This window comes from Variovorax sp. SRS16, from assembly GCF_901827165.1.
In the GTDB taxonomy this organism is placed as follows: Bacteria; Pseudomonadota; Gammaproteobacteria; order Burkholderiales; family Burkholderiaceae_C; genus Variovorax.
Genome location: NZ_LR594668.1, coordinates 82,412 through 100,493 on the forward strand (window position 1 = coordinate 82,412; position 18,082 = coordinate 100,493).

General features: G+C 64.1%; 15 protein-coding genes. 6 read left to right on the forward strand and 9 right to left on the reverse strand.

The window, feature by feature from the left end:
• Window positions 1–71: 71 nt before the first annotated feature.
• The gene (locus tag E5P2_RS32550) at window positions 72–1,028 is read left to right on the forward strand and encodes a LysR substrate-binding domain-containing protein (protein ID WP_162571217.1); all 957 of its coding nucleotides are present in this window, start codon (window positions 72–74) and stop codon (window positions 1,026–1,028) included.
• An 18-nt stretch (window positions 1,029–1,046) separates the two neighbouring features.
• On the opposite strand, the gene E5P2_RS32555 is transcribed toward E5P2_RS32550, so the two are convergent.
• From E5P2_RS32555 to trxB, 5 genes are all read right to left on the reverse strand, one after another.
• A complete protein-coding gene (locus tag E5P2_RS32555) occupies window positions 1,047–1,556 on the reverse strand; it encodes a UGSC family (seleno)protein (RefSeq protein WP_162571218.1) in 510 nt (169 codons plus the stop codon).
• A 24-nt stretch (window positions 1,557–1,580) separates the two neighbouring features.
• Complete coding sequence (locus E5P2_RS32560; protein ID WP_162571219.1) at window positions 1,581–2,657, reverse strand: hypothetical protein; 1,077 nt, start codon at window positions 2,655–2,657, stop codon at window positions 1,581–1,583.
• A 34-nt stretch (window positions 2,658–2,691) separates the two neighbouring features.
• Window positions 2,692–3,543, reverse strand: coding sequence for an SDR family NAD(P)-dependent oxidoreductase (locus E5P2_RS32565; protein WP_162571220.1), 852 nt, complete (start codon window positions 3,541–3,543; stop codon window positions 2,692–2,694).
• Window positions 3,544–3,552: 9 nt separating this feature from the next.
• Window positions 3,553–4,512 (reverse strand): Bug family tripartite tricarboxylate transporter substrate binding protein, encoded by a 960-nt coding sequence (locus tag E5P2_RS32570; protein ID WP_162571221.1) that lies wholly within the window; start codon window positions 4,510–4,512, stop codon window positions 3,553–3,555.
• Window positions 4,513–4,579: 67 nt separating this feature from the next.
• The gene (gene trxB / locus E5P2_RS32575; protein WP_162571627.1) at window positions 4,580–5,527 is read right to left on the reverse strand and encodes a thioredoxin-disulfide reductase; all 948 of its coding nucleotides are present in this window, start codon (window positions 5,525–5,527) and stop codon (window positions 4,580–4,582) included.
• Between the two features lie 87 nt (window positions 5,528–5,614).
• Here trxB and E5P2_RS32580 point away from each other — a divergent pair, with 87 nt between their 5' ends.
• Window positions 5,615–6,559, forward strand: a complete 945-nt coding sequence (locus tag E5P2_RS32580) for a LysR family transcriptional regulator (protein ID WP_162571222.1) — start codon at window positions 5,615–5,617, stop codon at window positions 6,557–6,559.
• A gap of 25 nt (window positions 6,560–6,584) precedes the next feature.
• Here the strand turns inward: E5P2_RS32580 and E5P2_RS32585 are convergent, their stop codons facing one another.
• The 4 genes from E5P2_RS32585 to E5P2_RS32600 all read right to left on the reverse strand — a co-directional run bounded on the left by E5P2_RS32585 (window position 6,585) and on the right by E5P2_RS32600 (window position 12,487).
• A complete protein-coding gene (locus tag E5P2_RS32585) occupies window positions 6,585–7,559 on the reverse strand; it encodes a Bug family tripartite tricarboxylate transporter substrate binding protein (RefSeq protein ID WP_162571223.1) in 975 nt (324 codons plus the stop codon).
• 20 nt (window positions 7,560–7,579) lie between these two features.
• Window positions 7,580–9,256 (reverse strand): GMC family oxidoreductase, encoded by a 1,677-nt coding sequence (locus tag E5P2_RS32590; RefSeq protein ID WP_162571224.1) that lies wholly within the window; start codon window positions 9,254–9,256, stop codon window positions 7,580–7,582.
• Between the two features lie 80 nt (window positions 9,257–9,336).
• Complete coding sequence (locus E5P2_RS32595) at window positions 9,337–10,986, reverse strand: GMC family oxidoreductase (RefSeq protein WP_162571225.1); 1,650 nt, start codon at window positions 10,984–10,986, stop codon at window positions 9,337–9,339.
• A gap of 4 nt (window positions 10,987–10,990) precedes the next feature.
• Window positions 10,991–12,487: an aldehyde dehydrogenase family protein gene (locus tag E5P2_RS32600; protein WP_162571226.1), complete on the reverse strand. Its 1,497-nt coding sequence runs from the start codon at window positions 12,485–12,487 to the stop codon at window positions 10,991–10,993.
• 192 nt (window positions 12,488–12,679) lie between these two features.
• On the opposite strand from E5P2_RS32600, the gene E5P2_RS32605 reads away from it, so the two are divergent.
• The 4 genes from E5P2_RS32605 to E5P2_RS32620 all read left to right on the forward strand — a co-directional run bounded on the left by E5P2_RS32605 (window position 12,680) and on the right by E5P2_RS32620 (window position 18,073).
• The gene (locus tag E5P2_RS32605) at window positions 12,680–14,113 is read left to right on the forward strand and encodes an MmgE/PrpD family protein (RefSeq protein WP_162571227.1); all 1,434 of its coding nucleotides are present in this window, start codon (window positions 12,680–12,682) and stop codon (window positions 14,111–14,113) included.
• Window positions 14,114–14,138: 25 nt separating this feature from the next.
• Window positions 14,139–15,626 (forward strand): aldehyde dehydrogenase, encoded by a 1,488-nt coding sequence (locus E5P2_RS32610; protein WP_162571628.1) that lies wholly within the window; start codon window positions 14,139–14,141, stop codon window positions 15,624–15,626.
• A 176-nt stretch (window positions 15,627–15,802) separates the two neighbouring features.
• Window positions 15,803–16,852 (forward strand): IS110 family transposase, encoded by a 1,050-nt coding sequence (locus E5P2_RS32615; protein ID WP_162571228.1) that lies wholly within the window; start codon window positions 15,803–15,805, stop codon window positions 16,850–16,852.
• A 303-nt stretch (window positions 16,853–17,155) separates the two neighbouring features.
• Entirely contained in the window at window positions 17,156–18,073 is a 918-nt protein-coding gene (locus tag E5P2_RS32620) for a LysR family transcriptional regulator (protein ID WP_162571229.1), read from the forward strand.
• Window positions 18,074–18,082 lie beyond the last annotated feature (9 nt).

Consider the following 18,082-nt stretch of genomic DNA (forward strand, 5'->3'; position numbering starts at 1 on the left):
GAAATCCCGCGCCGTGGTCTCGACGGCTCCGATATGCTCTGGCGCGGGGATTCACCCGTCCGCTGATCGCAATGGAACTTAGACACCTGCGTTATTTCATGGCCGCCGCCGAAGAGGAACATTTCGGCCGGGCGGCCGAGCGGCTTCACGTCACGCGGCCTGCCGTCTCCAAGCTCATCGCGGACCTCGAAAGCGAGCTGGAGACACCGTTGTTCGAACGGCTCGCGCATGGCGTGAAGCTCACAGATGCCGGGCACGCCCTGCTGCCGATGCTGAAGATGGCAATGACCGAACTGAACGACGCGTTCTCGGTGGCCAAGCGGGTGGGGCAGGGCAAGCGCGGCTCACTGAGCATCGGCTACGGCTCGCTCACGCTCTTGCATCCGATGTTCCGGGCAGCGGTCAAGCAGTTTCGCCAGACCTGTCCCGACGTCACGCTGACCCTGGTCGAGGCGCCGAGTTCCGAGCAGTTCAAGGTGCTCGCCTCCGGCAAGATCCATGCGGGCTTCATGCATCTGAGTCCACGCGCCGCTGTACTGCGGAAGCATCGAAGTGCCGATGCGCTGGCACAGGACGAAATCCTGCTGGATTGGTTCCGCATCCAGACCTGCGGCTTGGGCGTGGCCGTCCCCAGCGACCATCGATTGGCGAACCGCAAGTTGGTGGCGATGGAAGAACTCGCCGGCGAGCCGTTCATCGTGGTACCGGGTTCCAGCCGCAGTCCTGCGTTCGGCCTGCCGCACGACCTGTGTCAGAAAGCCGGCTTCGAACCACAGATCGTGCAGGAAGTGAGCACGGTCACCTCGCAGCTGAACCTGATCACGGTCGGCATGGGCATCGCGCTGATGCCTACAGGGCGCGACTTTCTCTATCCCTCGAGCGTGAGTGTGATTCCGCTGGAGCATGTGAGCTACTCGACCTCGTTCGTCCTCGGCTGGGTGAAGGGCATGCGATCTGCGGCCCTCGACCACATGATTGAAATCGTCCGGACTCTCGCGAACAAGCCGCGTCAGGCAAAGGGCGCCTGATCGATCTGCGCAGCCTTTTCATTCCGCCATCAGCAGTCTGACGATTTCCTCGGTCGCGACCCTCGCCTTGCCTCGCTGCTCCTCGGCCGTGTCGCTGCCCTTGCGCGACGGAATGACCGCGAAGCGGATGTCCGGACTGCCTTGGATCCTGGCGGCGGACCTCGCAGCTTTCTCGAACGTGTCCCAGACGATGGTGACCGTTCGCACGCCCTTCCTTTCGAGTGCCACTGCGTCATACACCGTCGCGGCGGTACACGAACCGCACATCGCCACACCCACGACCGCCGCGCCGCACTGCGCGGCCTCCTCGATCACCGGCTTGGGCGAAGGCGTGTTGCCGGATTTCTTGATGAAGCGCTTGACGCGTGCGCCATGGACCTCGGTCAACTGCTTTTCGACCTCGTCCGCAAGCTCCGCATCCAGATAGTCGTCCACGAAGGCCAGATCCACACCGCGCACGGAGGCGATGTCGGCCGTGGCCTCCTGCAACACGGTCTGTTTTGGCCAGATTGGCAGCATGACTTCCATGATTGATTTCCTGCGAAGTTGGGGTCAGCGGACCATGGGCCGAATGCGCGTCGTGACGGCGTAACCGCCGTGCGCTCCCCAGCCGGGACACACCGCCGCGAAATAGGTGCGACCCCCGGCCACGACGATATGAAGATCCTTCGGACTGTTCGTCAACGGGATGCGTGCGGTCGGATCGTCCACGCCGAAGCGTGGAGGATTGCGCCCTTGCTCTACCAGCATCCTGCGCACCCCCCTGCGGAACTCTCCGCATGCGGAAATCTCGGCGACGCTGCGGCGGGCGTTTTCCCACAGGTGCTCGCGCACGTCGTTCTTCGTCCAACCTGCCTTGGCAAACTCTTCCGCCTGGCGCGGATTGATGACCACCAGCGCCTGACCTCCGGCGTGGACGTTGTTGTTGCCGAGCGCCGCCATGGTATCGGCGAGCACGTGAAGCATTTCGCCGGGCGTGCCGTGGCAGTCCGCGCTGTGCGGGCCTTCGCAGGCGAACACGGTCACCGCATCGCTGTCTGGTGCACAACCGCGCTCTGCGTGCATGGGTTCCCACGGGTTGTCTTCGGCTTCCTCTGCAATGCAGAACGCGTAGTCGGCCGGATTGGACAGCGTGCTCATGTTCGTCGAGCCCGGAATCGCGCCGCCGAGATTCCACATGGCCAGCCGAACCGCACGGCCCACGGCCGCATTGGCGCGGTAACCGTTGCCGAAGACACCTTCACGCGAATTGAAATTCAGCCTGCGCGCAATCGGTCCATGGACGATGGTGAGCGAGGAGCACATGTGCGTGGTCTGGATCACGCCGCCGAGGTTGTGCTCGGGCTGCATCATCGCCTCGATAGCCGCAATCACGATGGGGAAATGCTCCGGCTTGCAGCCACCCATGACGGAATTGACCGCCAGCTTCTCGATGGTCACCTTGTCGTTCATCGGCGGCATCTCGCCAAGGCTTTCGTCCCGGTCGCGGCCGCTGGCTGCGATGAGCGCTTCCACCTTGAGACGCGTCGGAAGAACAATCGGCATGCCGTCGGTCATGCCGCGCTCGTAGAACAGTTCGATGGCCTCTTCGTAACTGTCGATGTGAATGGAATGAGGGGTTTCCTGCATGACAAGGACTCGGTTTCGGCTCAACGCGTTCGCGTCAGTGAAAGCATTCGCCGCCGTCGAGGTTGATGGCCTGCCCCGTGATGTGTTTCGCATCCTGCGAGATGAGAAACGCAGCCATTCCTGCCACATCATCCGAATTCGCGACGCGTCCGAGGGCATTGAGCTTCGCCCGTTGCTCGAGCGCTGCGCGATTCTGGTCCTCGGCGGTAGTACCGGCCTTTTCGGCGGCGAGCGTCTCTGCAAGGCTGAAGCGACCGGTGTCGATCCAGCCGGGGCAGATCGAGTTGACGTTGATGCCGTAGGGACCCAACTCGTGGGCCAGCACCTGGGTGAGCCCGTTGATGGCGAATTTCGATGCCGAGTAGGCACCATGACACGCCATGCCGCGTTTGCCGGAAAGCGAAGACATGTTGATGATGTGCCCCGGTCCTCCGCGCTGCACCATGTGCCTGGCGACGGCACGTGTGACAAGGAGGGTGCCGCGCACGTTGACGTTCATGACGCGATCCCACTCCGCCAGCTCGAGCTCGACCACCGGAACGCGGTCCCGGCCGATCCCGGCGCGCGCGTTGTTCACCAATACGTCGATGGCGCCCAACTGCTCCAGCGTGTCTGCGCACGCACGGTCCACATCGGCGGTATCCGAAATGTCCGCATGGATGCAGAGCGCGCGGCCTCCGAGCGCAACGATCTCTTCCCGCACGCTTTCGATGCCGCGCCAGCCGGCCGCCGACTCGGCCGGAGGAATCTGCGAAGGGTCGCGATGAATGTCGACCAGGGCGACAGCAAGCCCCTGCCGCGCGAAACGCAAGGCGATCGCCCGCCCGATGCCCCGCATGCCGCTGGCGCCGGTGACGAACGCCACTCGCTTGTCTTGTTGATCCACGATGTATTCCTATTCTTCCAACTTGATCTGGTTCTCTTGGATCACGCTGCGCCAACGGGTCGACTCCTTGCGCATGAAAGCGCCAAGCTCGGTTCCGTTCATCGGCTGAATGGACACGCCGATCTTGCGCAGGCGCTCTTTCACGTCCGGGTCGCTGGCCGCAGCCGAATAGGCGCGGTAGATCGGGTCGACGATCTCGGGCGGCGTCTTCGCCGGAACGAGGTATGCGCTCCAGGATGAACTCGTCCATCCCTTGAAGCCCTGCTCGGCCAGGGTCGGCACATCCGGAAATTGCGGCAGGCGTTCTGGTGACGTGACGGCGATCAGGCGCAGCGATCCTGCTTTCACCAACTCCGCCACGTCGGGAATGTTGACGACGGTAAACAGGACCTGGTCGGACCGCACGGCCTGTACTGCGTTGCTCAGTCCCCGATAGGCGACATGCATGGCCGGCACCTTGAGCGCATGCACCAGATAGGCGGCTGTCAGGTGGCTGATCGAGCCGGCCCCGCCTGACGCATAGTCGATGCCCTTTGGCGTCGACTTCGCGGCGGCGGCCAGATCCGCCGTGGAGTGAATCTGCGATGTGCCGTTGACGGCAATGGCCTGGGGCACTGTGGTCGCACCGAAAACCGGTGCAAAGCTGCGCTGCCAGTCATATCCCACATCCGAACGCAGACTCGGGAGAATCACGTGGCCGGTGGACACCTGCAGCAGCGTGTAGCCGTCGGGCTTGGCCCTGGCCGCGAGCTGGGCGCCAATGGTGCCGTCTCCGCCCGAGCGATTGTCGATGATGAGCGTCTGACCCAATTGACGGCCGGCCGCTTCGCCCAGTATCCGTGCAATCAGGTCGGCCGTTCCGCCGGCGGCGAATGGAACGATCACCGTGATCGGTCTCGTCGGATAGCTTGTCGATTCTGCGTGCGTCGTGCTGGCGGCAGTGGCCAGTGCAGCTGACGCGAGCGCCATGCAGACTTGTCTCCTGGATATCACCATGGTTCTTCCTGCGTTTGGGGGAAAGGAATGGGCGCATTCGTCAGAGCGCGCCGTGCTGCTCCAGGAAGCGCTGGGCATCCAGCGCCGCCATGCAGCCGGACCCGGCGCTGGTGATGGCCTGCCGATAGAGATGGTCCTGTACGTCACCGGCCGCGAAAACGCCGGGCACGCTCGTCATCATCGCGAAGCCGTTCACGGCCTGGCCCGTTCGGATGTAGCCATCGTTCATTTCCACCTGGCCCCTGAAGATGTCCGTGCTCGGCGTGTGGCCGATGGCAATGAAGCAGCCCTGCACCTCGATGTCGCGCGTGCGGTCTCCGGCCGTGCTGCGAAGGCGCACGCCGGTGACGCTCTGGCCGTCCCCCAACACCTCGTCCAGCGTGTGCAGCAGATGCAGGCGCACCTTGCCCGCCTCGACCTTGGCCATCAGCCTGTCGACCAGCATGGGTTCGGCGCGGAATTTGTCGCGCCGGTGAACGAGATGCACGGTTTCAGCAATGTTGGAGAGATAGAGAGCCTCCTCCACGGCGGTATTTCCGCCTCCGGTCACGCACACGTCCTGGCCGCGGTAGAAGAAGCCATCGCAGGTTGCGCAGCCGCTGACACCGCGGCCCTTGTACGCCTCCTCCGAGGCCAGGCCCAGCGAGCGAGCGGATGCACCGGTGGAGATGACCAGCGCGTCGCAGGTATAGGTGGCACCGTCCCCCTTCAGCGTGAAAGGGCGCTTCGACAGATCGACTTCGACGATCTGATCGAAAACGAATCGGGTTCCGACGCGCTCGGCATGCTCCAGGAATCGCTGCATCAGTTCAGGCCCCTGAAGGCCTGTGGCATCGGCGGGCCAGTTGTCCACATCGGTCGTGGTCATCAGTTGGCCGCCCTGGGCCATGCCGGTGATCAATACCGGATGAAGATTGGCACGCGCGGCATAGATGGCGGCCGTGTAGCCGGCGGGCCCGGATCCGAGAATGATGAGGCTGCAATGCATGGGCAGAATTCTGTTCAATCGGCTATCTTCTGAGAAGACATGGATTCGAAACTCAGTTCTAGGAATCCTTGAACAGGAGACAAAGAGATGGACGTCCTTTGGGCGATGAAGGTGTTCGTACGCGTCGCCGAAACAGGCAGCTTTTCGCGGGCCGCCGAGACACTGGACGTTGCGAACCCGACGGCAACCACGTGCGTTCGAAATCTCGAGAAGCATCTGCGCGTCACGCTGATCGATCGCACGACGCGGCGTTTCCGATTGACCGAGCAGGGGCAGCGCTATTTGGCACGCGCCCGCGAAGCGCTGGAGACCATTGCCCGGGCCGAAGAGGAATCCCGCCTGACCCGAAGCGAACTGAGCGGCCATCTGCACATCGAGACAACCATCGGCCTGGGACAGTCGCTGCTGTCGCCCCAACTGCCGCTGTTCGCCCGGCGATATCCCGACATCACCACGGCCGTCTGGCTGAGCAACCAGCCGCAGAACCTGATCGAAGAGGCCATCGATGTGGCCGTGCGTGTGGGCCACGTGGAGAATGCCGATGTCGTCGCTCGTCCGGTCTGCGACCTGCAATACATGCTTTGCTGCTCGCCCGAAGTGGCGGCCACGCTGCCTGCGCATCCCGCCGACCTCGACCCACGCTTGTGCATCGGCAACCTTTCGGAGGAACGGCATTCGGTCAGGCCCTGGCGCTTGAGCCACGGCGGCGAAACGATCGAACTTCGGCCGAACGGCCCACTGCATTTCAACAGCGGCGCAGATGAACTGGTCGTCGCCAAGGCAGGCATGGGCGTGGCCTGCGTTCTGGACATGCTGACCCAGCATCACATCGAGAGCGGCTCGCTGATCCAGGTGTATCCCGAATGGTGCGCGACAGAGAGAAAAACGCTGTACGTCGTGATTCCGCGGTCGCGCCTGGGCTCGGCCAAGGTGAAGGCATTCACCGATTTCCTGTTCGAGATCCTCGAATATCGGCGCCAACCCCTCGACAGCCAGATGATGATCCAGACCCGAAGGGCTCGCAGCGGCTGAGTTCGCTGCCAGGTGCCCTCGCGCCCTAGTGCTCCAACTTGATGGCGTTGTCCTTGATCACCTTGTGCCAGCGGGCTTCCTCGTCATTCATGAATTTCACCAGCTCGCTGCGGTTCTTCGGCATCACGCTCACGCCGAGGCTGCCGAGTCTCTCTTGCACGCCTGCGTCCGCGGTCGCTTTCGCGAAGGCAGCATTCAAGCGCTCGATCGCTTCCGGAGGGGTGCCGGTCGGTGCCACATAGGCATTCCAGGACGAGGCATAGAAGTCCGCGAATCCCTGCTCCTTCATGGTGGGCACATCCGGCAGGAGCGGCTGTCGCTTTTCAGCAGTCACGCCGAGCAGACGGACGTTGCCGGACTTCGACAGCTCGATGACATCCGCCACCGTCGCGCAGATGAAGTTGACTTGATCGCCCAGAAGGGCCTGCACCGCGGGACTGAAGCCCCGGAAGGGCACATGCGTGCCGTTGATCTTGAGATCCCGCACCAGGCGAGCGGCTGCCAGATGACTCACCGAACCCGCGCCGCCCGAGGCGTAGTTCAAGCCATTGGGTGCTTTTTTCCCGACTGCCACCAGATCCGCAAAGGACTTGATGCCGGACTTGGCGTTCACCGCGATGACCAATGGGGTGGCGGTGATCCCGAACACCGGCGTGAAATCCTTGTGCCAGTCATAAGGCACGCTCTGCACGTTGGGCAGGATCACATGGCCGGTCGCCATGAACATCAACGTGTAGCCGTCCGGCTTGGCCTTCGATGCAACCTGGGCCCCGATGATGCCGTTGGCGCCCGACCGGTTCTCGATGATGATCGCCTTGCCGAGTTCGGCGCCGGCGTTTTCGCCCACGATGCGGGCCACCATGTCGCCGGTACCCCCGGCGCCATAGGGCACGATGACTCTGATGGGGGCGTTGGGGAATTCGCCCGCCGCCCCTGCGCTGCCGGCCAGTGCCAGCGCCATGAATGCGCCGGCGAAAAGGTTTTTCCAGTCGATGAACATCTTTATCTCGCTGTTTCGTTTCAGTGATGGGCCAGTTCCGGTCGCATTTCGCGCTTCGCGTGGTGCAGCGCTGCCGCGTCTTTCGGCTTCGTGTCGGCGAGCACCATGTCGGCACACTTCTCGCCGATCATCATGCAGGGAACGCTGGTGTTGCCCGAGACGATCGTGGGCATGACGGAGGCGTCGGCAATGCGCAAGCCGGTGATGCCGTGCACGCGCAGTTGTTCGTCGACCACCGCCATCGCATCGCTGCCCATCTTGCAGGTGCCCACCATGTGCTGCGTCGGTATTCCGGTGTTCCGGATCATCTCCAGGATTGCAGCATCGCTTTGCACCTGCGGCCCGGGCATGGTTTCCTCGGCGATGACATCGCGCATGGGCGAGGCCGCGGCAATGTCGCGCGCTCGCCGAACCGCTGCCACGGCGGTCTTGCGGTCGTACTCGGTCTCCAGGAAGCGAAAGTTGATCACCGGCATCGCCAGGGGATCGGCCGATCGGACGTGGATGCTTCCCGTGCTTTCCGTGCGCTGCACGTGCGTGTACATGAAGAAGCCTTCGGTGGCCGACATGCGCCGCCCACGGCCCGTCTTGAGTTCGATGATGTAGGGGCTGACGATCATCATCACGTCCGGCTCCTCGAGCTCCGGTCGCGAGCGCGCGAACACCCGCATCGCACCGTGCCCCTGCGCAATGAGGCCTTCGCGAAGGAACAGCCAGCGCAGGATCTCCAAGCCCAGGCGCCAGCCGCGGCCCTTCCTGGCCAGCGAGATGCCGGGGCGGTTGAAGGTCCATTTCATGGTCGCCGCGAAGTGATCGCGCAGGTTCTCGCCCACGCCCTTGAGTTCGTGCACGACCGGAATCCCGTGCTGGCGCAAGACCTGAGGATTGCCGATGCCCGAAAGCTCCAGCAGCTTGGGCGTGTTGGCGGTGCCGCCGCAGACGATGACCTCGCGCGCCGCCCGGACCTCCTCGGTCACGCCTTTGCGCAGGTAACGCACGCCCACGCAACGCTTGCCTTCAAGGATCAACGATGTGGCCTCTGCGCCCGTGAGGATCGTGAGATTGGGCCGGTTGCGCGCAGGCCGCAGATAGGACGTGGCTGTGCTCTGGCGCTCGCCGCGCCACGCGGTCAGCTGCGCCATCGCCACACCCTCCTGCTTCTCTCCGCTGTAGTCAGGGTTGTCGGGGATGCCGGCGGCGTTGGCCGAGCGCATGAACAGATCGAAAAAGGAGCACAGCTTCTTGCTCTGGCTGATCTTGATGGGCCCGCTGCGGCCTCGGTATTCATCCGAGCCGAGGTCTGTGCTCTCCAGCTTCATCAGATACGGCAGCACTTCGCGGTAGCTCCAGCCCTTGCAGCCCAGCGCACTCCAGGTGTCGTAGTCCAGCTTCTGGCCGCGGTTGTAGACGATGGCGTTGATGGAGCTGCTGCCGCCGAGCATCTTGCCGCGCGGCACGGGAATCTTGCGATTGCCGTGCGTCTCATTGGGCTCGGACTCATAACGCCAATCCACCAGCGGGTTGTCCACGAGGTACACGACACCGAGCGGCGGGCGTGACCAGATGTAGCTGGCGTCCTTGGTACCCGCTTCGAGGCATAGCACGTTGTACTTGCCGCTCTCGCTCAGACGCGCGGCCACCACGCCGCCGCCTGAGCCGGAGCCCACCACGATGAAATCATAGGGTTCGGATTGCACTTTGCGTTTGTCTCCAATTTGACGTGGGCAGGCGGGATGCAGATGGCAAGTCACGGTTCGCCCGTGCGGATGGCCACTGTTCAGGCGGCGAGCGCGAGGTGGTGCTCCTGGCGCCCGGACACCGCGGGCTTGCCCCGAATGAGGTCCGAAGCGCGTTCCGCGATCGCAAGAACGGCCGCATGGATGTTGCAACTCAGGATCTCCGGCATCACGGATGCATCCACGACGCGCAAGCGCTCGATGCCATGCACCTGCAGCTCCTGATTCACCACGGCGAGGTCGTCACGTCCCATCCTGCAGGTGCAGGATGCGTGCTGGACGGTCGTCGCTGTGCTGCGGATGTAGGCATCGAGTTCGCCGTCCGAACTGCAGTCCTGACCAGGTGCCAGCTCGCGGCCACGGAAGCCGTCAAGCGGCTTCTGGCGCGCGACTTCACGCACGATGCGCAGGCCCTCGCGCAGCGTCCGCATGTCCTCGGCGCTGGAAAGGTACCGCGGATCGATTCGCGGCTTTGTTCGGGGGTCGGTCGACATCAGCGACACCGTGCCGCGGCTTTCCGGGTGCGACACCATCGGCCGCAAGGCGAACACATCCTCCCACTCGTTCCAGCCGGGCAGCCAGGGCTTGGCCTCGAATGCAGCGCTGCCGAACATGATTTGCAGGTCCGGTGCATCCAGCTCGGGGCGCGAGCGCAGGATCGAATTGACGCCGGCAGGCAGAACGGTCAAGGGGCCCTTGCCTGCAAAGTAGGCGCCGAGAAAGGCAGGCATCAGCCGATCCAGCCGCAGCGTGCGGTGAAAATCGCTTTCCGCTCCCGCGCGCACGTGCGTGAGACTAACCACCAGATGATCCTGCAGGTTGGCGCCCACGCCAGGGAGATGCTGCACGCAGCGGATGCCCAGCCTCGCCAACGCATCCGCGTCGCCGATGCCGGAGAGCATCAGCAGCTGCGGTGAATTGATGGCGCCACTGGCGACGATCACTTCGCGATTCGCCCGGACTTCATGCAGCCGGTCCTGCCAGCTGTACTGAAGGCCCGTGGCTGTTGCGTTCTCGAACAGGATTCTGGTTGCCAGCGAATTCACGCGGAGCGTCAGGTTCCTGCGCGACAACGCGGGTCGCAGATAGGCACGCGAAGCGCTGGCACGTCTTCCCCCGTGAATCGCCGATTGCGCATAGCCGAAGCCATTGGGCTCGGGGCCATTCAGGTCGTCGAAGATCGGGTGGCCGGCTGCGCGCGCCGCGTCCAGCACGGCCTGCGCGATGGGGTCGTCGCGGCAAGTCCAGCTGACGCCCACCGGCCCGTCGCTGCCGCGATGCGGCACCGGGCCTTCCAGCCAGGTTTCGCTGCGCTTGAAGTAGGGCAGCAGCGCGTCATACGACCACTCGGGCGCGCCGAGCCGAGCCCATCGCTCGTAGTCGCTGCGGTTGCCACGGTTGTGGGCCATGAAGTTGACGGACGAAGAACCACCGAGCACCTTGCCTCGCATCAGTTCCACGCACCGGCCGTTCAGGCCGGGTTGCGGCACGGTCTGGTAGCCCCAGTCATACATGCGGCCTTGCCGCAACTTGCCTACGCCCATCGGAATGCGGAGCATCGGGTGCCAGTCTCGGCCGCCGGCTTCGAGCAACAGCACCTTCACCCCGGGGTCTTCGCTCAGACGGGTCGCGAGCACGCAGCCGGCGGATCCACCGCCAACGATCACATAGTCGAATTCCTCGCAACGCATGGGGTTACAGGAAGATCTGCACCGACTTCTCTTCCGTGTACGAGTACAGCTCCTCGATCCCGCGTTCGCGCCCTATCCCGCTGTTCTTGTAGCCGCCGAAGGGAACCGCGCGCACGTGCGAGTTCACGCCATTGACCCAGACGAAGCCGGACTGCACGCGTTTCGCCGTGCGCAGTGCCTGCGTGATGTCGTTGGTCCAGATGGCAGCCGTCAGGCCGTACTCCACCGAGTTGGCCATCGCGATCGCTTCCTCCAGATTCGACCAGCGCAGGATCGACAGCACCGGCCCGAAGATTTCTTCGCGCGCGATGCGCATCTCGGGCGCCACGTCGGCGAACACGGTGGGCTGCAGCCAGTACCCCTTCTCGAAGGCGGCGCCCGCGGGAGCCGCACCGCCCGCAACCAGGCGAGCGCCCTCCGACGCGCCGGACTCCACGTACTGCATGACCCGATCGAGGTGCGCGCGTGTGTTGAGTGCACCCATCTGTGTGGACCACAGGAAAGGATCGCCGACGCGCACGGCCTTCACCTTCTCGGCGACAGCCTTCACGACCTCGTCGTAGATCGCGTCGTGCACGAAAAGTCGGCTGGTCGATCCGCAAGACTGCCCCTGGAGGCCGAAGTTCATCCCGGCCACTGCGGCTGCCGAAACCTTTTCGACCGAGACATCCGGAAAGACGATGAAGGGATTCTTGCCTCCCAGTTCCAACGAGATGGACTTCACTCCCACCTCGGCGGCAGAACGCTGGATCGCCATGCCTGTTCGCACGGAACCGATGAACGAGAGACGCTTGACGCGCGGATGGCGCACCAGCGCGTTGCCGGCGGCACCGTCGCCGGATACCACATTCAGGACGCCAGGAGGAAGGATGTCGCGCGCGATCTCGCCAAGACGCAGGGCCGACAGCGGGCACTGTTCGGAGGGCTTCAGCACCACTGCGTTGCCCGCCATCAGCGGCGTGGCCATGCCGTGGACCGCCATCGCGATCGGGTGATTGAAGGCAATGATTCGGCCGACCACGCCGTAGGGTTCGCGCAGCGTCATGTGCATGCGATCGGAAGCGCCGGGGATCGTGTGACCCTGGAGTTCGAACCCCAGGCCCGCGTAGTAGCGCAGGCGCTCGACGCAATTGGCCAGATCCGGTTTCATGGCCGTGATGGCATTGCCGCTGTCCGCGACTTCGAGCATCAGCAGTTCGTCCGCGTGGGCGGTAAATGCGTCCGCCAGTTTCATCAGGTAGTTCGAGCGCTCCTGCACAGGCAGCTCCGCCCATTTCACCTGGGCGGACTCTGCCACGCGCACGGCCTGGTCGACGTCGGCCTGGGTGGCGCGCGGCGCCTTGCCGATCAAGTCCTCCGTGGCGGGATTCAAACAGTCGATCCAGCCGCCGCCGGAGCTCTCGACGAGTTCGCCGCCGATCAGCATGCGCAAGGTGACAGGCGACTTGCGAAACGCGGCGGCGGCGGCTTCGGGCGAGGTGGGAAAGGAGGTTTCGGTCATGGCGGCATCAAGGCTTGTCTCTGGATGCAGGAATGGTCGACGCACCTCCTTCGAGGGTCAAGACACATTTTCTGCAGCTCACGGTAACCAGCGCTCACGGGGCGGTAACGGCAAGTGACTCTGCGGGCACGAAATACCACCGGCGGATCCCGCGCCGCGCCTCAGAATTTGGCTTCCAAAGGAGTGAACCCGATGCCCTCACACACGCGCCAACTCGCCGAGTTCGCGACAAACCTCAAGCTGTCGGATGTCCCCCCGGAGGTGGTCGCTCGCGCGAAGTCGATCATCCTCGACGGACTCGGCTGCGGCCTCTTCGGCGCCCATTTGAAGTGGACCCGGATTCTCGGCGGCGTCATCGAGCGTCTCGAACCGCAGGGTGGCTCGGCCTCCATCTGGGGCGGCGGCAAGAGCGCTTCCGCGGCCAGCGCCGCCTTGGTCAACGGCACCATGATCCAGGCCTACGAATTGGACGATGCGAATCCCGCTTCCATCCACAGCTGCGCTGCGGTGTTGCCTGCGGTGTTCGCGGCCGCCGAACTGGTCGGCGTCGACAAGGTCGACGGCGAGACGCTGCTGACGGCCATCATCGCCGGCTTCGAAGTGGGCCCGCGAGTCGGCCTGTGCATGAACGGCAACAAGATGCTGGGCGACGGCTGGCATACGCCGGGGCTGTTCGGCCCGTTCCCGGCGGCTGTTGCTGCGGGGCGCGTGCTGGGGCTGGACAGCGAACAGATCTTCCAGGCCCTCGGCATCGCCGGGCCGCAGGCTGGCGGCATTCTGGCTACGCAGTTCGGCTCGATGGTCAAGCGCATGCTGTCCGCCAAAGCGGCGCAAAGCGGCCTTTACTCAGCACTTCTGGCGGCCGATGGATTCACCGGCATCGCCAACGTCTTCGAAGAGGTGTACGGCGGCTTCTGTACCACCTTCACCCAGAGCACCGACCAGTTCGACCTGTCCGAACTGACCGACGGCCTGGGGACACGTTGGGAAACCATGCGCATCTCGATCAAGCGCCACGCCTGCGTAGGCACCAATCTGTCGACCATGGATGCGATCGAGGAGTTGATGCAGGAAGGGCTGAAGGCCGACGACGTCGAGCGCATCACGGTCAAGATGACCCGTGACGCCGTCAACCACTCCTGGTGGCTGCCCTATGAGCCCCTTGGCCTCACCGCGGCACAGATGCACCTGGGCTTTTGCATCGCGATGAAGCTGATCGACGGCGAGGTGTTCGTCGACCAGATGGTGGAAGAAAACATGGGGCGGCCCGACCTGATCGCGTTCGCCAAGCGGGTGGACTGCTTGCGCGACGAGGAGCGCGAGAAGAAGGGCCGTCCATTCGCGCGCGGCGCCGACGTCGAAGTGCAGTTGAAGGACGGCCGCGTCATTCGCAAGGTTGTCGACAACTTTCTGGGCAGTTGGCAGAAGCCGATGAGCGACGAGCAAATGGCTGTGAAGTACCGCCGGCTGGCTGCCAAGTCGCTCGCACCCGAGGACGTCAAGGCGCTCGAGAGGCTCGTCAGGGACGTGGAATCCGAGCCCTCGGTCGAACGACTCGTCCGGCTTCTTCGCGGCAGCACGCCGATGGCCGGGGCGGAACATGAGCCGGCCGCACGGGCCAAGTAGGCCCGACAAAAAGGAGACAGACAACATGTTCACAGACGCACCCGTCCGGCATCCGGACAAGTTCTTCATCGATGGCCATTGGACGGAACCGTCCGGCACCAGGAAGATCCGGGTCACCAACTCTGCGACCGAGGAACTTTTTCTCACCGTCGCCGAGGCTGAAGAGGCCGACGTGAATTGCGCGGTTGCCGCAGCGCGCAACGCGTTCGACCACGGCCCATGGCCACGCATGTCGCATGACGAGCGCGCGAAATTCATTCGCGCCATGGCGGGGGAGCTGGACAAGCTCGCCGAGCCGCATGCGCGCATATGGACGACTGAAGCCGGCGCGCTGCATGGCTTCACCAAAGCGCGCTGCGCGGGCATCAGCAACGACTATCTGTCCTATGCCTCGCTGGCAGAGACCTTCCCTTTCCAGGAGCGCCACAAGCCCAAGTCGGGCGGCGAAGTGGCGTTGCTTGTCCGCGAGCCCGTCGGCGTGGTCGCAGCCATCGTGCCGTGGAACGCGGCTCCGGGCGCGATCTCCAGCAAGGTCGGCCCCGCGCTGATCGCGGGTTGCACGGTCATCGTCAAGGTATCGCCCGAAGCGCCAGGCGCCGGTTACATCCTGGCCGAGGCCTGCGAGGCTGCAGGCTTTCCACCCGGCGTGGTGAACATTTTTACGGCTGAACGTGAAGTATCGGAACTGCTGGTGCGGCATCCGGGCGTTGACAAGGTCGCATTCACCGGATCGACCGTCGCCGGTAGGCGAATTGCGTCAATCTGCGGTGAGCGCATCGCGCGTTGTACGCTGGAACTGGGCGGCAAGTCGCCGGCGATCGTGCTCGACGACTACGACGTTGCGATCGCTGCACAGAGCATCGCTTCGCGCGCGATCTTCCTCACCGGCCAGGTGTGTGCTTCGCTCACCCGGATCATCGTGAGCCGCAATCGCCACGACGCGCTGGTCGAGGCGCTGAGCGAGAACTTCCGCAACGTCAGGGTGGGCGACCCCTTCGACCCCGCCACCCAGATGGGGCCGCTGGCCATGCGCCGCCACCGCGATCGCGTGGAAGGCTACATCCAGAAGGGCAAGGCCGAAGGTGCGAAGCTGGCCACGGGCGGCGGTCGACCGGCGCACCTGGATCGTGGCTTCTACATCGAGCCGACGGTGTTCTGCAATGTCGACAACAACCACACCATCGCGCGTGAGGAGATCTTTGGTCCGGTACTCGCTGTGATTCCCGCCGACAGCGATGAGCAGGCCGTGGCCATCGCGAACGACACGATCTATGGCCTGAACGCCTCGGTCTTCACCCATGACCTGGAGCGCGCCTATGCCGTGGCGCGCCGCATCCGCTCGGGCACTGTCGGCCAGAACGGGATGCGCAACGAGGGCAGCATCGCTTTCGGAGGTTTCAAGCAATCGGGTATCGGCCGCGAAGGCGGTTCCGAAGGCCTGCGCGCCTATCTGGAGACCAAGGTGGTGGTCCTCGACGGGATGCCCCAATCCGCTGGATGCGTCCGGGATTGAGCGGCTCCAATTTTTTCGCGCGACGTAAAGCACAACTGGAGATGGTATGGACGCCTCCCCCTCGCTGATCGACCGCGAACGGTGGAGACACAGGTGATGAAGGGGGCCTCGCAGTCGACGGCATCGAGTGCCAAAGTGGAAGTTCGAACTACCCACTTACAGACGGAGGCCCCGAGATGAATCGTACGACGTATGGCTTGGACATTGCAAAGAACGTGATGCAACTTCATTGGGTTGATGGCGAGACGGGTGAGATCGGGCGCAGGAAGCTGCCTCGATCCAGGCTGAGCGAATTCTTCGCACAGCGGCAGCCGGCGCGCGTGGCGATGGAGGCGTGCGGCAGTGCGCACCACTGGGCGCGCGTACTGGGTGGTCTCGGACATCAGGTGGAGTTGCTGCCGGCGCGACAGGTGCGTGCGTTTGTGCGCAGCAACAAGGACGACGCGGCCGATGCGCGAGCGATCTGGCTGGCGGCGCAGCAATCGGACATTCGTCGGGCACCGGTCAAGACAATCGAGCAGCAAGCGGTGATGTCGCTGCACCGGGCACGGTCGCACTGGGTGAGCGTGCGCACCGCCACGATCAACATGCTGCGCAGCTTGTTGTATGAGTTCGGTGTCGTGCTCCCGGGCGGCAAGAAGGCCGGACTGAAGACGATGGGGGTCAAGCGCGCCGAGATCGACGATCAACTGTCGCCGCTGATGCGCCGGCTAGCTGACCTGCAGCTCGAAACGCTCAAGGAGGTCGAGCGCAGCATCGATCGGCTTGAAGTTGAGATTGCCGAGCAGCAACGCCGGATCGACCAGGCGCGCACGCTGCGCGAAGTGCCCGGCATCGGCGTGCTCGGTGCGACAGCGCTGGCCGCCACGCTGGGCGATGCGAGCGGCTGGCGCTCGGGGCGCGAGTTCGCAGCCAGCCTGGGGCTGGTTCCTGCGCACAGTGGCACGGGCGGCAAGACGCGCGTGGGCCACCTGAGCAAGCGAGGCGACCCCTACCTGCGGACATTGCTCATCCACGGCGCTCGTTCGGTGATCACGCACGCGAAGGCCAAGCCCGCGTGGCTTGAAGAATTGCTGCGACGCCGGCCGCTGAACGTGGCGGTGGTGGCGTTGGCCAACAAGATGGCTCGCACGGCCTGGGCGCTCCTGGCGCACGGGCGGGCGTACCGATCGGAGTGGAAGAGCACTCCGCCCAGTGGCTGCGGCGCGCAAGCGCAGGCGGCTTAGATCAACAACCTGAGACAACAACCTATAGGAGTGGATGCCGCAAAGAGTGCGTGAGTCGAGTTGATGAAGTGATGGTGAAGCGGTCGGACCGCGGGTCGGGTAAAGCTGAATTTTTGTCCGGGCAAGCCTTGTGCGAAGCCCGTACCGGAGATGAGCACCGACCTTGCGCATGACCATCAAGGCCAGTGGGCGGGCTTCGGTCCGATCTGCACAAACAGGCCGGATATAAGACCGCAGTCATTACCGCCAGCCGGAACTTCAAGAACTCGCTTGCCACACGGGAGGCGTCCATATAAGGCAAAAATGATGATTGACCTGGTGCAATTGCGCACCTTCGTTGCCGTCGCCGAGGAACAGCACCTCACGCGCGCGGCCGAGCGACTGCACGTCAGCCAATCGGCCGCCAGCGCCCACGTGCGAGCGGTCGAGGAATGCCTGGATACGCAAATGTTCGTGCGTACCAATCGCAACCTGGAGCTGACGCGTGCCGGGCAATTGCTGCTGGCCAAGGCGAAGGCATTGCTCAACGAGGCGACGCTGTTCACGTCCTTCGCACGCGAGATCCACGGCAAGCTCGAAGGTCATCTGATCGTGGGGTCGACCAGCGATCCGACCTCGAGCCGGATCGGGGAAGTGATCGCCGCTTTACGCTGCGCGCATCCGCTCATCACCGTCGATCTGCGCGCGCGGCCGTCCACCGGCGCGCAGGAGGGGCTGAAGACCGGGGAATTCGACATCGGGCTGATGTTGGGCCGGCCCACCAACGCCGCATTCACGTACTACCAGCTCACGACCATCCCGTTCCGGGTCGCGGGTCCCGCGGCATGGAAGGAGCAGATCGAGGGCGCGAGCTGGGCGGAGCTGGCGGCCCTTCCCTGGATCTGCCCCACCGACAGCAGCCTGGCCTATTCGACGATGTTGAAACAACTCTTCGACGAGCGCGGCCTCGAACTCAATACCGTCGCGCGCTTCGACAACGCAATGCTGGGCCGCGCGATGCTGGAGGCCGGCGTGGGCTTGATGCTGATGCGCGAAGAGCATGTCAAGCACGGGCTGGAGAAGGGCTTCCTCGTCACGTCGTCCATTGCGTACGCTGAATTTCCGCTGTTTTTAGCCCATGCGACCAGCCGCCTCAATGATCCCCTGGTCTGCGCTTTCCTTTCGGCTGCGGTCCAGGCTTGGCCCGAGATGGCGGTCACGCCTTCTCATGGGGCTTCCTGAAACCGAGCC

Bases quoted from the DNA above. Each gene is read 5' to 3' on its own strand.
- E5P2_RS32550 (WP_162571217.1), top strand. From the start codon at position 72: ATGGAACTTAGACACCTGCGTTATTTCATGGCCGCCGCCGAAGAGGAA.
- E5P2_RS32555 (WP_162571218.1), bottom strand. From the start codon at position 1,556: ATGGAAGTCATGCTGCCAATCTGGCCAAAACAGACCGTGTTGCAGGAG.
- E5P2_RS32560 (WP_162571219.1), bottom strand. From the start codon at position 2,657: ATGCAGGAAACCCCTCATTCCATTCACATCGACAGTTACGAAGAGGCC.
- E5P2_RS32570 (WP_162571221.1), bottom strand. From the start codon at position 4,512: ATGGCGCTCGCGTCAGCTGCACTGGCCACTGCCGCCAGCACGACGCAC.
- trxB (WP_162571627.1), bottom strand. From the start codon at position 5,527: ATGCATTGCAGCCTCATCATTCTCGGATCCGGGCCCGCCGGCTACACG.
- E5P2_RS32580 (WP_162571222.1), top strand. From the start codon at position 5,615: ATGGACGTCCTTTGGGCGATGAAGGTGTTCGTACGCGTCGCCGAAACA.
- E5P2_RS32585 (WP_162571223.1), bottom strand. From the start codon at position 7,559: ATGTTCATCGACTGGAAAAACCTTTTCGCCGGCGCATTCATGGCGCTG.
- E5P2_RS32595 (WP_162571225.1), bottom strand. From the start codon at position 10,986: ATGCGTTGCGAGGAATTCGACTATGTGATCGTTGGCGGTGGATCCGCC.
- E5P2_RS32600 (WP_162571226.1), bottom strand. From the start codon at position 12,487: ATGACCGAAACCTCCTTTCCCACCTCGCCCGAAGCCGCCGCCGCCGCG.
- E5P2_RS32605 (WP_162571227.1), top strand. From the start codon at position 12,680: ATGCCCTCACACACGCGCCAACTCGCCGAGTTCGCGACAAACCTCAAG.
- E5P2_RS32610 (WP_162571628.1), top strand. From the start codon at position 14,139: ATGTTCACAGACGCACCCGTCCGGCATCCGGACAAGTTCTTCATCGAT.
- E5P2_RS32615 (WP_162571228.1), top strand. From the start codon at position 15,803: ATGAATCGTACGACGTATGGCTTGGACATTGCAAAGAACGTGATGCAA.
- E5P2_RS32620 (WP_162571229.1), top strand. From the start codon at position 17,156: ATGATGATTGACCTGGTGCAATTGCGCACCTTCGTTGCCGTCGCCGAG.